Source organism: Enterobacter sp. UPMP2052 (genome assembly GCF_053709675.1).
Map to the genome: position 1 here is coordinate 14,577 of NZ_JBSKJR010000013.1, position 15,727 is coordinate 30,303.

18 protein-coding genes and 1 tRNA gene are annotated in these 15,727 nt (G+C 54.8%); 4 read left to right on the forward strand and 15 right to left on the reverse strand.

Going from position 1 to position 15,727, the window contains the following annotated elements; translation table 11 throughout:
• Nucleotides 1-8 precede the first annotated feature (8 nt).
• The 4 genes from ACWKX3_RS21045 to ACWKX3_RS21060 all read right to left on the reverse strand — a co-directional run bounded on the left by ACWKX3_RS21045 (nt 9) and on the right by ACWKX3_RS21060 (nt 2,350).
• Nucleotides 9-785 (reverse strand): energy transducer TonB, encoded by a 777-nt coding sequence (locus ACWKX3_RS21045; RefSeq protein ID WP_454542383.1) that lies wholly within the window; start codon nt 783-785, stop codon nt 9-11.
• Nucleotides 782-1,642 (reverse strand): ChaN family lipoprotein, encoded by an 861-nt coding sequence (locus ACWKX3_RS21050; protein ID WP_454542384.1) that lies wholly within the window; start codon nt 1,640-1,642, stop codon nt 782-784. The genes ACWKX3_RS21045 and ACWKX3_RS21050 overlap by 4 nt, the downstream gene beginning before the upstream one ends.
• A 194-nt stretch (nt 1,643-1,836) precedes the next feature.
• Nucleotides 1,837-2,109 carry a GNAT family N-acetyltransferase gene (locus ACWKX3_RS21055; protein ID WP_088208591.1) on the reverse strand — a complete coding sequence of 91 codons (273 nt, stop codon included), beginning with the start codon at nt 2,107-2,109 and terminating at the stop codon, nt 1,837-1,839.
• Between the two features lie 10 nt (nt 2,110-2,119).
• Nucleotides 2,120-2,350, reverse strand: a complete 231-nt coding sequence (locus ACWKX3_RS21060; RefSeq protein WP_454542385.1) for a (4Fe-4S)-binding protein — start codon at nt 2,348-2,350, stop codon at nt 2,120-2,122.
• 771 nt (nt 2,351-3,121) lie between these two features.
• On the opposite strand from ACWKX3_RS21060, the gene ACWKX3_RS21065 reads away from it, so the two are divergent.
• Nucleotides 3,122-3,928: a DUF4225 domain-containing protein gene (locus ACWKX3_RS21065; RefSeq protein ID WP_454542386.1), complete on the forward strand. Its 807-nt coding sequence runs from the start codon at nt 3,122-3,124 to the stop codon at nt 3,926-3,928.
• On the opposite strand, the gene ACWKX3_RS21070 is transcribed toward ACWKX3_RS21065, so the two are convergent.
• The 3 genes from ACWKX3_RS21070 to actS form a co-directional block, all read right to left on the reverse strand.
• Nucleotides 3,925-4,239: a hypothetical protein gene (locus ACWKX3_RS21070; RefSeq protein ID WP_058608576.1), complete on the reverse strand. Its 315-nt coding sequence runs from the start codon at nt 4,237-4,239 to the stop codon at nt 3,925-3,927. The genes ACWKX3_RS21065 and ACWKX3_RS21070 overlap by 4 nt on opposite strands.
• 432 nt (nt 4,240-4,671) lie before the next feature.
• Nucleotides 4,672-4,745: transfer RNA gene (locus tag ACWKX3_RS21075), tRNA-Gly, on the reverse strand.
• Nucleotides 4,746-4,825: 80 nt separating this feature from the next.
• Nucleotides 4,826-5,569, reverse strand: a complete 744-nt coding sequence (gene actS / locus ACWKX3_RS21080; RefSeq protein WP_042321883.1) for an amidase activator ActS — start codon at nt 5,567-5,569, stop codon at nt 4,826-4,828.
• 151 nt (nt 5,570-5,720) lie between these two features.
• Here actS and idi point away from each other — a divergent pair, with 151 nt between their 5' ends.
• Nucleotides 5,721-6,263 (forward strand): isopentenyl-diphosphate Delta-isomerase, encoded by a 543-nt coding sequence (gene idi / locus ACWKX3_RS21085; protein WP_006178364.1) that lies wholly within the window; start codon nt 5,721-5,723, stop codon nt 6,261-6,263.
• A 48-nt stretch (nt 6,264-6,311) separates the two neighbouring features.
• Here idi and lysS read toward each other — a convergent pair whose 3' ends face one another.
• The 5 genes from lysS to xerD all read right to left on the reverse strand — a co-directional run bounded on the left by lysS (nt 6,312) and on the right by xerD (nt 12,404).
• Nucleotides 6,312-7,829, reverse strand: a complete 1,518-nt coding sequence (lysS, locus tag ACWKX3_RS21090; RefSeq protein ID WP_006178365.1) for a lysine--tRNA ligase — start codon at nt 7,827-7,829, stop codon at nt 6,312-6,314.
• A 9-nt stretch (nt 7,830-7,838) separates the two neighbouring features.
• Nucleotides 7,839-8,937, reverse strand: a protein-coding gene (prfB, locus tag ACWKX3_RS21095; RefSeq protein WP_101737028.1) for a peptide chain release factor 2 whose coding sequence is annotated in 2 segments (ribosomal slippage) — nt 7,839-8,861 and nt 8,863-8,937 — 1,098 coding nt in all. Because the reading frame shifts where the segments join, the coding sequence is not laid out codon by codon here.
• A gap of 89 nt (nt 8,938-9,026) precedes the next feature.
• Nucleotides 9,027-10,760 carry a single-stranded-DNA-specific exonuclease RecJ gene (gene recJ, locus ACWKX3_RS21100; protein WP_454542387.1) on the reverse strand — a complete coding sequence of 578 codons (1,734 nt, stop codon included), beginning with the start codon at nt 10,758-10,760 and terminating at the stop codon, nt 9,027-9,029.
• A gap of 5 nt (nt 10,761-10,765) precedes the next feature.
• Nucleotides 10,766-11,479, reverse strand: coding sequence for a bifunctional protein-disulfide isomerase/oxidoreductase DsbC (gene dsbC, locus ACWKX3_RS21105; RefSeq protein WP_006178371.1), 714 nt, complete (start codon nt 11,477-11,479; stop codon nt 10,766-10,768).
• 28 nt (nt 11,480-11,507) lie between these two features.
• Nucleotides 11,508-12,404 carry a site-specific tyrosine recombinase XerD gene (gene xerD, locus ACWKX3_RS21110; RefSeq protein ID WP_006178372.1) on the reverse strand — a complete coding sequence of 299 codons (897 nt, stop codon included), beginning with the start codon at nt 12,402-12,404 and terminating at the stop codon, nt 11,508-11,510.
• A gap of 101 nt (nt 12,405-12,505) precedes the next feature.
• Here xerD and fldB point away from each other — a divergent pair, with 101 nt between their 5' ends.
• Nucleotides 12,506-13,027: a flavodoxin FldB gene (gene fldB / locus ACWKX3_RS21115; RefSeq protein WP_006178373.1), complete on the forward strand. Its 522-nt coding sequence runs from the start codon at nt 12,506-12,508 to the stop codon at nt 13,025-13,027.
• A 7-nt stretch (nt 13,028-13,034) separates the two neighbouring features.
• On the opposite strand, the gene ACWKX3_RS21120 is transcribed toward fldB, so the two are convergent.
• Nucleotides 13,035-13,445, reverse strand: coding sequence for a protein YgfX (locus ACWKX3_RS21120; RefSeq protein ID WP_446187471.1), 411 nt, complete (start codon nt 13,443-13,445; stop codon nt 13,035-13,037).
• Nucleotides 13,426-13,692: an FAD assembly factor SdhE gene (gene sdhE, locus ACWKX3_RS21125; protein WP_006178375.1), complete on the reverse strand. Its 267-nt coding sequence runs from the start codon at nt 13,690-13,692 to the stop codon at nt 13,426-13,428. The genes ACWKX3_RS21120 and sdhE overlap by 20 nt, the downstream gene beginning before the upstream one ends.
• A gap of 294 nt (nt 13,693-13,986) precedes the next feature.
• Here sdhE and ygfZ point away from each other — a divergent pair, with 294 nt between their 5' ends.
• A complete protein-coding gene (gene ygfZ, locus ACWKX3_RS21130) occupies nt 13,987-14,967 on the forward strand; it encodes a tRNA-modifying protein YgfZ (RefSeq protein WP_058608593.1) in 981 nt (326 codons plus the stop codon).
• A 98-nt stretch (nt 14,968-15,065) separates the two neighbouring features.
• Here ygfZ and trhA read toward each other — a convergent pair whose 3' ends face one another.
• Nucleotides 15,066-15,725, reverse strand: coding sequence for a PAQR family membrane homeostasis protein TrhA (gene trhA, locus ACWKX3_RS21135; protein ID WP_137849902.1), 660 nt, complete (start codon nt 15,723-15,725; stop codon nt 15,066-15,068).
• Nucleotides 15,726-15,727: the final 2 nt, after the last annotated feature.

The window sequence follows — 15,727 nt, forward strand, 5'->3', positions numbered from 1 at the left end:
TTTCGGTTTTAAATCCTGAGAAGCGTAAACTCCACGGGTAACGTCACGTTATGAATACCGTTGCGCAAAATACTGGCCGGCGGCTGCGGGAGCGGCTGCGCTTTTTGCAGGGCATCCAGCGCGGCGCGGTCGAGCGACAGCGTGCCGGAGGAGTCCACCAGCCGACTGGCCAGCACTTCACCCCGGCCATTCACGCTAAAGGCAATCACCACGGTGCCGGTGCGTTTGCGCCGTCGGGCATCTTCGGGGTAATTGCGCATTCGGTTGATTTTGCCTTTCACCAGCGCCTCCCAGCCGATTGTCTGGCGACTTTGCACGGCGGAGTCCGTATCAAGCGGCGCGGCGTTGCGCGTGCTGACGATAGCCTGCACGGGCGGTGCCGCGCGGCTGGTCAGGGTCGCGTTGCCCTTCTCTTCCCGCTGCTGCTGGTGAGGTGTCTTTTTCACCTCGGTTTTTTTCACCGTTTTTTGCACGGGCTTGCGCGCCACCGTCTGGAATTCCGCCTCGTCGACGACCGGCAGCACCGGCATTTCTTTACGCTGCGGCGCGTCTTCGGCGCTCATCGCCTCAACCTTCCGCTGCTGGCTGATGCCGGGGGGCAGCGTCGGTTGAAGCAGCGAGACTTCGAGCTCGGGTGACCAGGCGACCATGACCGCCGCCGGGGAGGCCACCGGCGGCGGGCTGGCGAAATGCAGGATAAACGGCAGCGCAATGGCGGCGTGCGCAATGACGCTGGTGGCCGACCCTCTTACCCAGGGCGCGCGAATATCACAGTGCAGGTTCATGGTTTGCTGGCCGGCACAAACCAGACGTAATCCGCCTGCTTCGCCGTTATCGTGGTGCCTTCAGTCGCGAGCATCAGGACGACAGGCGCGGAGCCGTTGAGATCCTGAATGTGCACTGGCACACCGATATCTTTCGCCGCATGGTAGCCACCGGCGAACAGAACGGCAGGCCTAGGCGCGTCGATCAGCGCCTGCGCCATCGCCCGATCGCGGTTTTGCTGGATAGCGACCATCGCCTGTATCTGCGCCGCCTGGATGTCGCCGCCGTGCATCAGGTAGATGATGGACGCCTGTGCGTCGCGGACAGTTTTCTGAGAGGAGTGTTCACCCGCCGGGAAAACGGGGTTTTGGTAAATTTCGCCGATCCGTTCGCGCGTAATATTGGCCGCCAGCAAAGGGTAATCGGCCTTAAGCGCGGTCATCACCAGCGCGCCGTACAGCGGCCACGGCCACCCCGCGTTCCAGCGCAGCGCCTCCTGGATCCGCGGCTCGCGCATTGCGGCCCCGTCATGCAGCGCCTGTTTAACACGGTCAACCGCAGGCTGTTGGTCTGGGGTTAACATCTCCAGCAACACGCTGCCCTGCGGGCGTTTCTTGACCATGTTTTGCAAAAGCCAAAGCTCAATGGCGTGATGATCGGCGTTGGTGTGCTCTTCACCGACGATCGCCGTCGGCGCACGGCTCAGCACCGCCAGAAGTGCATCGGGCGTAAGCGTCTTGCCCGTTTGCGCATCAATAATGCGAGAGGTGAGAGGAAGTTGCGCAGCAGGCTGCGGTGGAGTATCCATTGACTGGCAGCCAGTCAGGACCAGAGTGCTACAGAACAGCAGCCATGCCGTAATACTTTTCTTTTTCATAGTGATCAATGTCTTACCTTCTATATTTGAAGGTTTCGCCCGTAAATTGAATAAACAACGAGCAAACATTAATGCCAATGAGAATGAATATCAAGATCATTCTCATTTACAATTAATCACCATGCTAATTAACAGGTCTTTATTTTTCAGGCTGTTACATGCGGATGGGTGTTGATGACGTCCCTGTCGACGGGTCAGGCGCGAATATCGTCATACTCGCGGGTGTTATCAAACTCGTGTTTGGCAAACGGGCAGAGCGGGATGATTTTACGCTGCTCACCGCGCATTTTTTCCACCACTTTCGCCACCAGCTGTTTGCCAACGCCCTGCCCTTTCAGACTCGGGTCAACGTCGGTATGCTCAATAATGCTAAGGTGCTCGCCGGTTGGCACGAAAACAATCTCGGCAACCTTATTCCCGTTCGCATCGTTCACGTAAAACATATTATGGCCTTCCAGAATATCCATGGTTCCTCACTTATTTTTGGCGATACTTCAGCGCACCGCTTGGGCAGGTATCAATGATGCGTACAACCGTTTCAGCGTCCACTTCATCAGGCATAATCCACGGTTTACGTTTCAGGTCGAACAGCGCCGCGCTGCCGCGCACGCAGTTTCCCGAGTGTTTGCAGATGCCGGTGTTGAAATAGACATCAATTTTTTCACCGGTATAGGCCCGGTACCCCGCTTCCAGGAGCTCTTTATCCATGACATTGCCTCTTCATTATTATGATGCAGGATGAAGCATAGCCTCAGGCGATCGCTGTGGCTATAAGGTGGGTAAACGAAAAGACAGTCACAACGCTGCTCACGCCAGATGCTTCATGTTTTTGTGCATGTCATGCTCTGGTATGTTTCCTGCCTGACATTGTCAGACGGAACGAAAGGCAGGCGTCATGAAGCGATATTTGATGAAGAAAAGCGCTTTTAAACAAGGCCTGGCGCAGGCGAAGCGGGGCACCCACGGGGCGGGTTGTGAAAATGATTAGTGTATAAATAGCTAAAGCCCCTTTTCTTATTATCATAAGCGAATTATCAGTATTGCTCATACCCGATTAAAATTAGTTGCTTGTCCTGTCAGCCACTACCTTACAAAATACCCCTTCAAATCATTACCACATTAATAATCACATCTATAACAACAACCATGAAAATATACTTTGAGATTGCGGTACTCTTAGTGATGTGGCTCGTCGTCGGCTGGATTTTTTGCCGGGCATGGATGCGAGGCTGCACTGGGGTATATTGGGGATACGAAAACAGCATTTACTTGTTCACGTTGGTGACTCGCTGGCAGTCCTGCCCGTACTCCAATACGTTTGGAACGTCGGACAATGAAAAATAAAGAATTGCGGCGTGGAGTTTCAAGGTTTGATCATGTGTTCTTTCCGCTAAAATCAGATATTGGGAAATGTATTTCCTGTTGTCTCCGACCTTATTGCACGTAAAATGACCAGATACATTTAGGAAAGGAGGCTTTATGGATATCGCGCTGCTTAATAGGGGATGGAACAGAACATGGTCAGATACCATGGTGAATCTGGAAGCCCGGAAACTCGTCGAAACTGCAAACCGGCTGTCAGCATTCTATTTGCAAGATGGTCTTACACGTATCAAGTTTGTTGGAGAGATAAAACAGGTTGTAGAGAAAGAATTTGAAACAGCACGACGAGCTAAAACCGATGAAGAATGCATTGTATGCATCAAAAATCTGCGTGCTGAAACAAACAGCTTGCTTGAACAAGAGCGTCTGTTAAGAACCAAGTCCGCACAGCTTTACGCGAAGGTCGAATTTGTTAAGGAAAATAATAAAATCGTCGGCTACATGATTTCTGCTATTCACATTGTAGTTTCTGGAATGGCGATTGCTGGCGGTGCGTTGATGGTCGCTACGATGACACCTTTAGGTATGCTGGCAGGGGCTATCCTTGTAACAGATGGCATTAACGGTCTGTCAAAAGAAATCATTCCTGGTATATATGGAAAACAATATAGAACAGAGGGATTTGTGGCTGATGGCACTATGGAAGCGGCCCAATTTATGGGTTTCAAGCCTGAAACAGGACTTGCGTTTTATAACGCTATTACGTTAAGCGCAAGTGTATATAGCATCTTTGGATTAGCCAGAAGACCCGAAGCATGGAGGCTATTTAAATGGATGCCCCGTGATTTCTATCGCAAGGTCGATACGATGAGCCGTCCAAAATTAACAATGAAAATAGTAGGTTATGGACTTAAGGCCAAAGTAATATTTGACCTGCTTTCTACTGACACATCGAACCATTAGCCTCTGAATTTTCTCCAGAACCGCCAGGATTTGTAAGATAGGACTGGCGGCTGAATAAATGTAACGATGACTATTGCGATCAGAATTGATATTCCACCACCTACGACGGTTTCTTTCGCAGAAAATAACACTAAAATGATAAAAACCATCAGACATGCCGATGTTATCCATAAAACAACCCTGAATCGATTAGCCAGATCCTGAATCGCTTCCCCCAACGTTCCACCATAGCTTTCAACGTTGTTTTTTATCTTCTGCAAATCCGATGGTGTAAACCCTGAACTCAACAAAACCTCATCAGTAACATCCATATTGTCCTCTCAGCATTCCTTAACGCTTAACTGGCGATGGTATACACAATCATACTGATGAATTTTACAGCATTCCACATGATGTTTGTGCAATGTATCAGATTTCAGACAATAGCAGCATAAAGCCCTGTTAGTGGTCCAAGCAACAAGCGGAGCGTAGCGACTTCATCAGGCCAACCTGGTTGGTTTCGCTTTGCGAAAGTCACCAGTGACCAAATCAGATTGTCAGAGGGGGCACACCTTATCAGGATGCTCGTGTACCGTCAGGAGCGTGAGCGAAGCGCTGGCAGAGGCGGGCCTGTAACTACCGGATTATCACTATTCACCTGTTTATGTGGTTCATAGGGCCGCACATCGGGCTTGAAATGCATTGGATGAATCTGTCCAAAAGTAACTTACTGAGGGATAGTAAAGTATTGATATTCAGGAGACTGGAGCGGGCGAAGGGAATCGAACCCTCGTATAGAGCTTGGGAAGCTCTCGTTCTACCATTGAACTACGCCCGCTTTGAGGTGCGTAAGGCATTATAGACCTTACGCATTTTGAGACAAGCCTTCGCAACGCTAACCGGCGATAAAATAATCACTTAGCACTTCGGTTTACCGCCCGGAGCCGGGAGATAACGCTGCGGATCGATGGCGGTGGCCTTATAGCGGATCTGGAAATGAAGCTTCACCGAGTCTGTTCCGGTACTGCCCATCGTCGCGATCTTCTGCCCGGCCTTCACGTTTTGCCCGTTGTTAACCAGCATTGTGTCGTTGTGCGCATAAGCCGTGATGTAGTCTTCACCGTGCTTAATCATGATGAGATTACCGTATCCGCGCAGCTGGTTGCCGACGTAAACCACCTTCCCGGCACCGGACGCATAGACCGGGGTTCCGCGCGCTGCCGCGATATCAATGCCTTTATTGCCGCCCTCAGATAAGGAGTACGGCACGACCACTTTGCCGCTGGCTGGCCAAATCCAGCAGCGTTGCCCCACCGGCGGCCAGGAAGATTGCGGCACCGTGTAGGACGGCGTCACTTTGGCGGTTTTGCCTTTTGACGATCCCGATTTCTTTGCAGAGGAGCCGCCGTTAACCTTGAGCTTCTGCCCCACCTCAATGGTGTAAGGCGGCGAGATATTATTCAGACGCGCCAGTTCCTTCACGCTGGTACCCGTCGCACGCGAAATACGGTACAGCGTATCACCGCGCTTTACGGTATACACCGCGCCGGAATAACTGCCCATATCGGAGGATTTACTGCCGGAGCATCCCGCTAACATTAGCGCAAGCGTCAGGCAGAAAACGGCGGTGATGGGCTTTCTGGTCAGGCTTCCTGCAAACAAATCAGATCCTCGTTCAGCGTGAATGGCGCACTATGATAACAGTCGATCCTCGTTTGGGTCATGCCCTTTTCCGCTCTGCGGGTCAAACCGTTCGTATAAGAATGCCGTATAATGATTCAGCCCTTTCCGGCAATTTGGTACTGGAGCAAGAATGAGTATTCAGGAACATGTGATTTTAGTGGACAATCAGGGAAAGACGATTGGCACGCAGGAAAAGTATGCCGCGCATACGTCAAACACGCCGCTACATAAGGCCTTCTCTTCCTGGCTGTTCAATAGCCGGGGTGAATGTCTCGTCACCCGACGCGCAATGAGCAAAAAAGCCTGGCCGGGCGTCTGGACCAACTCCGTATGTGGTCATCCGCAAACGGGTGAAGAGATTGAACAGGCGATTATCCGCCGCTGCCGCTTCGAAGTGGGCGCAGAGCTCGTCGACATTACCCCCGTGGCAACGGAATTTCGCTACTGCGAAACAGACCCTTCCGGGATCGTCGAGAACGAAATTTGTCCGGTCTATGCCGCGCGCGTTATCAATGACATCGCCCTCAACGACGACGAAGTGATGGACTGTCAGTGGGTTGAACTTGAGGCGCTGTTCCGCGCACTTGATGCCGCGCCGTGGGCTTTTAGCCCGTGGATGAACATGGAGGCAACAGTCGCGCGCGACGCGCTTCGGGCCTTCGCCGCACAATAAAAAAGCCCCGGCGAACATCGCACGGGGCTTTTTTTTAGTCTTTACGACTTATTTCACCGGACGCATCGCCGGGAACAGGATCACGTCACGGATGGTGTGGCTGTTGGTGAACAGCATAACCATACGGTCGATACCAATACCCAGGCCCGCAGTAGGCGGCAGGCCGTGCTCCAGCGCGGTCACGTAGTCTTCGTCGAAGAACATCGCTTCGTCATCACCGGCTGCTTTCGCATTTACCTGGTCCTGGAAGCGCTGCGCCTGATCTTCTGCATCGTTCAGCTCGCTAAAGCCGTTGCCGATTTCACGGCCGCCGATGAAGAACTCAAAGCGATCGGTGATTTCCGGATTCTCGTCATTACGACGCGCCAGCGGAGAAACTTCAGCCGGATACTCAGTGATGAAGGTTGGCTGAATCAGGTGCGCTTCGGCCACTTCTTCGAAGATCTCGGTCACGATACGGCCCAGACCCCAGCTCTTCTCAACCTTGATACCGATGCTTTCGGCGATCGCTTTCGCCGAATCGAAGTTATCCAGATCGGCCATCTCGGTTTCCGGACGGTATTTCTTGATCGCTTCACGCATGGTCAGTTTTTCAAACGGCTTGCCGAAGTCGAAGACCTCTTCACCGTAAGGCACTTCCGTGGTGCCCAGAATATCCTGCGCCAGGGTACGGAACAGGGATTCGGTCAGCTCGATCAGGTCTTTGTAATCTGCATACGCCATATAGAGTTCCATCATGGTGAACTCTGGGTTATGACGCACGGAGATGCCTTCGTTACGGAAGTTACGGTTGATTTCGAACACGCGATCGAAACCACCCACCACCAGACGCTTCAGGTACAGTTCCGGCGCGATACGCAGGTACATGTCGAGGTCCAGGGCGTTATGATGAGTGATGAACGGACGTGCAGACGCGCCGCCAGGGATCACCTGCATCATCGGGGTTTCCACTTCCATAAAGTCGCGATTCACCATGAACTGGCGAATACCGGCCATGATCTGAGAGCGAATTTTGAAGGTCTTGCGGGATTCATCGTTAGAGATGAGATCCAGATAACGCTGACGGTAGCGCGCTTCCTGATCCTGCAGGCCGTGGAATTTATCCGGCAGCGGGCGCAGGGCTTTGGTCAGCAGACGCAGCTCGGTGCAGTGGATAGACAGCTCGCCGGTCTTGGTTTTGAACAGCTTGCCTTTCGCGCCGAGGATATCGCCGAGGTCCCACTTCTTGAACTGCTCGTTGTAGATGCCTTCCGGCAGATCGTCACGGGAAACGTACAGCTGAATACGGCCGCCCACGTCCTGCAGCGTCACGAAGGAGGCTTTACCCATAATACGGCGGGTCATCATACGGCCAGCAACGGCCACTTCGACGTTCAGCGCTTCCAGCTCTTCGTTCTCTTTCGCGTCGAAGTCAGCGTGCAGTTGGTCTGAGGTGTGGTCACGACGGAAATCGTTCGGGAACGGCACGCCCTGCTCGCGCAGTGCAGCCAGCTTCTCGCGGCGGGTTTTCAGTTCGTTGTTAAGATCGACTACCGCGTCAGCGCCCTGTGATTGTTGTTCAGACATGTTGGTTCCTCATAACCCTGCTTTCAAACTTGCTTCGATAAATTGGTCCAGGCTGCCGTCCAGCACCGCCTGCGTGTTACGGGTTTCAACCCCGGTACGCAGGTCTTTGATGCGGGAGTCATCAAGGACGTAAGAACGGATCTGGCTGCCCCAGCCGATGTCGGATTTGTTATCTTCCATCGCCTGCTTCTCAGCATTTTTCTTCTGCATTTCCAGTTCATAAAGCTTCGCTTTCATCTGCTTCATGGCCTGGTCTTTGTTCTTATGCTGGGAACGGTCGTTCTGGCACTGCGTCACCAGCCCGGTTGGGATGTGGGTAATACGCACCGCAGATTCCGTACGGTTAACGTGCTGACCACCCGCACCGGATGCGCGGTAAACGTCGATACGCAGGTCCGCCGGGTTGATTTCGATATCGATATCGTCATTCACTTCCGGGTAGACGAACGCGGAGCTGAAGGAGGTATGGCGACGGCCGCCGGAGTCAAACGGACTCTTACGCACCAGGCGGTGTACGCCGGTTTCAGTACGCAGCCAGCCGTAAGCGTAATCGCCGATGATTTTAATGGTCACGGATTTCAGACCCGCAACTTCACCTTCGGACTCTTCGATGATTTCGGTTTTGAAGCCGCGCGCTTCCGCCCAACGCAGGTACATACGCGTTAGCATGCTGGCCCAGTCCTGCGCTTCGGTACCGCCGGAACCTGCCTGAATATCGAGATAGCAGTCTGCGCTATCGTACTCGCCGGAGAACATACGGCGGAATTCAAGCTGTGCCAGCTTCTCTTCCAGAACGTCGAGTTCTGCTACGGCTTCGTTAAAGGTCTCTTCGTCGTCGGCTTCGACGGCCAGCTCCAGCAGACCGGAAACATCTTCCAGACCCTGTGCCATTTGATCCAGCGTGTCTACGATGGCTTCGAGGGAGGAACGTTCTTTACCCAGCGCCTGCGCGCGTTCAGGTTCGTTCCAGACGTCCGGCTGTTCCAGCTCGGCGTTTACTTCTTCGAGACGCTCTTTCTTGGCATCGTAGTCAAAGATACCCCCTAAGAACGTCGGAGCGCTCCGTGAGGTCCTGAATGCGGTTTTTTACCGGATTAATTTCAAACATGGTCTGTTTTCTTTTATGAGCTTGTCAGAATGCGGTGATAAGAGCGGGATTGTACCGAATCCACGCCCTTTTTTGTAGCTTTACTGACGCTAAATTGGCCAGATATTGTCGATGATGATTTGCAGGGAGCGATTACCGCGAAACTCGTTAATATCGAGCTTATAGGCCAGTTCTACCTCACGCACGCCGTTGTCCGGCCAGACGGAGGTGTCCACGTTAAACGCAATCCCGTCCAGAAGCGGGCCGCCGCCCACAGGCTCAACCATCACCTTGAGGTGACGTTCGCCGACAATGCGCTGTTGTAGCAGACGGAAGCGGCCATCGAACAGCGGTTCAGGGAACATCTGCCCCCATGGACCGGCATCGCGCAGCATCTGCGCCGTTTCCATGGTCATGTCGGCTGCCGGGAGTTCACCGTCAGAGACCACTTCACCGTGCAGCAGCGCCGGATCGATCCACGCGGTCACCAGCTCGCCAAACAGTCGCTGAAACTCGTCAAACTTCGCCTCTTCCAGCGACAGGCCCGCCGCCATCGCGTGGCCGCCGAACTTAATCATCAGATTCGGATGAAGCGTGTGAAGACGCTCCAGCGCATCGCGCATGTGCAGCCCCTGAATCGAGCGGCCCGAGCCTTTCAGCGTGCCGTCTCCCGCAGGCGCAAAGGCGATCACCGGGCGGTGGAAGCGCTCTTTAATGCGTGACGCCAGAATACCGACAACGCCCTGGTGCCACTCGGGATGATACATTGCCAGCCCGCCCGGCAGCGTGTCGCCGCTGCGCTCCAGCTTTTCGCACAGGGTCAACGCTTCGGCCTGCATCCCCTGCTCAATCTCTTTGCGGGTCTGGTTCAGGGCATCCAGCTCGTTCGCCAGCACGCGCGCTTCGCCGATGTTGTCGCACAGCAGCAGCGCCACGCCGACGGACATATCATCCAGCCGCCCCGCCGCGTTGAGACGAGGCCCAAGGGCAAAGCCGAGATCGCTGGCCGCCAGCTTGAGCGGATCGCGGTTAGAAATTTCCAGCAGCGCTTTGATCCCAGGACGGCACTTGCCCGCCCGGATGCGGCTTAAGCCCTGCCAGGTCAAAATGCGGTTGTTGGTGTCGAGCGGCACCACGTCCGCCACGGTACCGAGCGCCACCAGATCGAGATATTCCGCCAGGTTCGGCACAGCAATACCGCGCGATTCAAACCAGCCTTTATCGCGCAGCAGCGTGCGCAGCGCCAGCATCAGATAAAACGCCACGCCGACGCCTGCCAGAGATTTCGACGGGAAATCACAGTCGCGCAGATTGGGGTTAATGATGGTTTCTGCATCCGGCAGGGTATCCCCCGGCAGGTGATGATCGGTGACCAGTACCGGGATCCCCAACGCATGGGCACGATCGACGCCCGCATGGGAGGAGATCCCGTTATCCACGGTCATGATCATCTGCGCGCCGCGCGCGTGAGCCTGATCGACCACTTCCGGGCTGAGGCCGTAACCGTCTTCAAAACGGTTCGGCACCAGATACGCAACGTTATCGCAGCCCAGCGCGCGCAGACTGAGAACGCTCAGCGCGGTGCTGGTTGCGCCATCGGCGTCAAAGTCCCCTACCACCACAATCCGCGTCCCTTCACGGAACGCGTTGTAGAGCATCTCAGTCGCTTTTTCGACACCGCTGAGCTGCTGCCAGGGCAACATGCCCTTGACGCTGCGCTCAAGATCTTCTGCCGTCTTGACACCACGGCTGGCATACAGCCGCTTTAACAGCGGCGGAAGATCGGCGGGTAAACCTGTCGTGTCAGCCGCGTCGCGGCGGCGCAATGTTATCGGGGCTTTCACGCGGATTATTTACCACCAGTCTGTTTCTGGTGCGCGTCGAGGAATGCTTTCATCTCTTTTGGCCCCTGATAGCCCGGCACAACGTAGCCGTTGCTCAGCACGATCGCCGGCGTACCGCTAACGCCAAACTGCACGCCAAGCGCGTAGTGATTAGCGATGTCGATATCACAGGTGGCAGGCTTAACGCCTTTACCGTTCATGGCATCATCAAACGCTTTGTTGCGGTCTTTCGCACACCAGATGGCCTTCATATCCTGCTCCGGCTGGCTCTGTACGCCAGCGCGCGGGAAGGCCAGATAGCGCACGGTGATCCCCAGGGCGTTGTAGTCTTTCATCTCTTCATGCAGCTTGTGGCAATAGCCACAGGTGATGTCGGTGAAGACGGTAATGACGTGTTTTTCCTGCGCAGCTTTATAGACAATCATCTCTTTTTCAAGCGCGTTCAGGTTTTTCATCAGCAGCTGGTTGGTCACGTTGATCGGCTGCGCGCCGCTCACGTCGTACATTGGGCCCTGGATGATGTGTTTACCGTCTTCGGTCACGTACAGCACGCCGCTGTTGGTCAATACCGTTTTCATCCCTGCAACCGGTGCAGGCTGAATGTCGCTGCTGGTCACGCCCAGCTTGGTCAGCGATTGTTTAATGGCGGCATCGTCAGCGTGGGCAAAACCGGTAAAAGAAGCTGCCAGCAAAGTGAACAGCGCGAAAGACTTTTTCATAGTTGATCCTGTTACAATTCGTCTGCACTCACGCACGAGGGTGGTGCTGTTGGTGTAGCTGCCGCAGGCGTTCCGTCGCGACATGGGTGTAAATTTGCGTCGTTGAAAGATCGCTGTGTCCTAACAGCATCTGCACCACGCGTAAATCCGCGCCGTGGTTTAACAGATGCGTCGCGAAGGCATGACGCAAAACGTGCGGCGACAGCTTTTCACTGTCGATACCTGCCAGTGTGGCGTAATGCTTGATGCGATGCCAGAACGTTTGTCGCGTCATCTGCTGCGCGCGCTGGCTCGGGAAGAGAACATCGATAGACACGCCGTTCAGAAGCCATGGCCGACCGTGTTCCAGATAGGTCTCCAGCCAGTACACCGCCTCTTCGCCCAGCGGCACCAGACGCTCTTTGTTACCTTTACCGATGACGCGCACCACGCCCTGACGCAGGCTGATATCGCTCATCGTCAGCCCAACAAGCTCAGAGACGCGCAGGCCGGTTGCATACAATAACTCAAGCATGGCTTTATCGCGTAACTCCAGCGGCAGGTCAACCGCGGGCGACTGTAATAATCTCTCAACTTGTGCTTCGCTGAGATCTTTAGGCAGCCTCTGCGGAAGCTTGGGTGATGCCAGCAGCGCGCTGGGATCGTCCGCGCGGATCTTCTCGCGGAAAAGATGCTGGAACAGGCGACGCATGGCGCTTAACAGACGCGCGGAGCTGGTGGCTTTGTAGCCGCCGTCCACGCGCTCGCCCAGCAGCGCCTGCAGGTCGTCGTGCTGCACGGTCTCAAGTGAGAGTTTTCTGCGCGACAGCCATTCCACCAGCATGGTGAGGTCCCGTCGGTAGGCGCTGAGCGTATTTTCGGCCAGATTCTTCTCCAGCCACAGCGCATCAAGAAACTGTTCGACAAGTGCGAGATCCTTTTCCACATCGGCCCCTTTGATTCTGCAATCTTGCCATTATGCCTGATTGCCATCGGTTTCTGGTACACTACGCGCAATGTCATAGCAAGAATTGAGATAGTTACGCGATGAATATTGGTCTGTTTTACGGCTCCAGCACCTGCTACACCGAAATGGCAGCGGAAAAAATCCGCGACATCATTGGCCCGGAACTGGTGACGCTGCATAACCTGAAAGATGATGCCCCCGCGCTGATGGAGCAGTACGACGTGCTGATCCTCGGTATCCCAACCTGGGATTTCGGTGAGATCCAGGAAGACTGGGAAGCCATCTGGGACCAACTCGATACGCTCAATCTTGACGGCAAAATCATTGCGATGTACGGCATGGGCGACCAGCTGGGCTACGGCGAGTGGTTCCTGGACGCACTCGGAATGCTGCACGACAAGCTGGCACCAAAAGGGGCGAAATTTATCGGCTACTGGCCCACTGAAGGCTACGAGTTCACCAGTAAAAAGCCGATCGTCGCCGACGGCCAGCTCTTTGTCGGGCTCGCGCTGGATGAAACCAATCAGTACGATCTCAGCGACGAGCGCCTGCAAAACTGGTGCGAACAAATTTTGGGTGAAATGGCCGAGCAGTTCAGCTAGCGCGCCGTTAATCCTGCGTCGGCTGCTGCAACATCATCCGGCGCAGATCCCGCCACTCGGCAGCGTCCATACTGTCAGCCGCCAGCCACAGGTGCTGGCGACGCTCTCCATCCACGCTTCGCAAGCGCAGCATCATGCCGGAATTGAGCATCCACGGCGTACCGATGATGTCCCACTCTTTTCCCTGCCAGCGCAGGCGGGAATCCATCAGCAGTTTGATCTCACCCTGACGGGCATTAATCCGGCGCTGGCTGCGCACGCTGTCAAACACTACAAATGACAGCAGCAGCAACCACAGAGGCGTGTAGCTGAGGGGCCACGGCATCAGTAATACAAAGGCCGCCACCAGGCCGTGGAGCAATAAAGACATCCACTGCGAGCGCCATGAGACGCGAAGTTCAGATTGCCACAGGACCACGTTCCCGATTCCGTGTTTGAATTAATTGCACCATCCGTTGCAACTCGGTGTCGGCGGGTTTGCCGTGATTCATCAGCCAGTTGAATAAATCCGGATCGTCTGATTCGAGCAGGCGCACAAAGAGCCGCTTATCGTCATCGCTCAGGGTGTCGTACTCATACTCAAAGAACGGCATGATGGAGATATCAAGTTCACGCATACCGCGACGGCACGCCCAGTGAATACGGGCCTTGTTGTTAATATCCATGTTCTGTTTCCTGCATTACATTTGGCACAGTCGGTATCCCATTACAGGTGCGTTATTTCTTTGTGGGAACACTCGCTAGTGTAACGTGTTTTTGACCGTTTCTTTACTGGAATATTACGACCTGGAAGCGGGCTGCCAGATTATCCCCCACTAAGACAACGGATTACATAATTTTGCGTGGCACTACGCAGAAGTCTTCGATGGCACGAATGGCCTGCTGAAAGCACTTGCAATGCCGACAGTCTCTTTTACCATTAGGCATTATCAAAGCGTTAAGCAATTCAGGACATCCTTATGGCATTTACACCATTTTCTCCTCGCCAGCCTGCCGCCTCCGCGCGTCTGCCGCTGACGCTTATTACTCTTGATGACTGGGCACTGGCGACGCTCACCGGTGCGGACAGCGAAAAATACCTGCAGGGTCAGGTGACGGCTGACGTCGCCCAGTTGACCGAGCATCAGCATTTGCTGGCGGCGCACTGCGATCCTAAAGGCAAGATGTGGAGCAACCTGCGTCTGTTCCGTCGTCAGGACGGTTTTGCCTTTATCGAACGCCGTAGCCTGCGCGATGCCCAGCTGGCCGAACTGAAAAAGTACGCGGTCTTTTCCAAAGTCACCATCGCCCCGGATGATGAACATGTTCTGCTGGGCGTGGCGGGTTTCCAGGCGCGCGCCGCGCTGAAAAACCTGTTTGCCGCGCTTCCGGATGCTGACAAACCGCTGGTCAGCGAAGGCGTTACCTCCCTGCTGTGGTTTGAACATCCGGCCGAACGTTTTCTGCTGGTGACCGACGAGGCAACGGCTGAACGCGTTACCGAGGCCCTGCGCGGTGAAGCGCAGTTCAACAATAGCCAGCAGTGGCTGGCGCTGAATATCGAAGCGGGTCTGCCGGTAATCGACGCTGCAAACAGCGCCCAATTTATTCCGCAGGCGACTAACCTGCAGGCGCTGGGGGGCATCAGCTTTAAGAAAGGTTGTTATACCGGCCAGGAAATGGTGGCTCGCGCTAAATTCCGTGGGGCGAACAAGCGCGCGCTGTGGACCCTAGCGGGACATGCCGGACGCGTTCCACAAGCAGGTGAAGATATCGAGCTGAAGATGGGTGATAACTGGCGCCGTACCGGCACCGTATTAGCCGCCGTACAGCTGGACGACGGCCGCGTGCTGGTTCAGGTGGTCATGAATAACGATATGGAAGCCGACAGCGTATTCCGCGTGCGGGATGATGCCAATACCCTGAGCATCGAGCCGCTGCCGTATTCGCTGGAAGAGTGATGCTGTATCGCCCGGTGGCGCTGTGCTTACCGGGCCTGTGGTTTTGGTGTTCTCCCTCTCCCTGTGGGTGAGGGCAACCGCCCGGACGGTGTAAAAAACTACACCTGCCCGACATACAAATAGATCGCCAGGAAGTGGCACACGCTGCCGCCAAGCACAAACCCATGCCAGATTGCGTGGTTGTACGGAATACGCTTGCAGACGTAGAAAATCACACCCAGCGAGTAGACCACGCCGCCCACGGCCAGAAGCGTCACGCCCCCTACCGCCAGCTTGATCGCCAGCTGATACACCACAATCAGCGACAGCCAGCCCATCGTCAGATAGGTCACCAGCGACAGCACTTTAAACCGGTGCGCGATGGTCAGCTTGAACAGGATCCCCAGCAGCGCCAGGCTCCAGATAACAATCATCAGCCCGCGCGACAGCGGCGAGTTTAAGCCCACCAGCAGGAAAGGCGTGTACGTCCCTGCGATAAGCAGATAGATCGCGCAGTGGTCAAATTTCTTGAGCCAGGTTTTAGCGCGCTGATGCGGAACGGCGTGATACAGCGTCGAGGCCAGAAACAGCAGGATCATACTCCCGCCATACAGGCTGTAGCTGGTAATCGCCATCGCGCTGGCGTTGGTATCGACTGCCTGCACCAGCAGCAATATCAGTCCGACTATGCCAAACACCAGCCCGATGCCGTGGCTAATGCTGTTGGCTACTTCCTCAGCCAGTGAATATCCCTGTGCAATTGATGGTTTGCTCACCATAG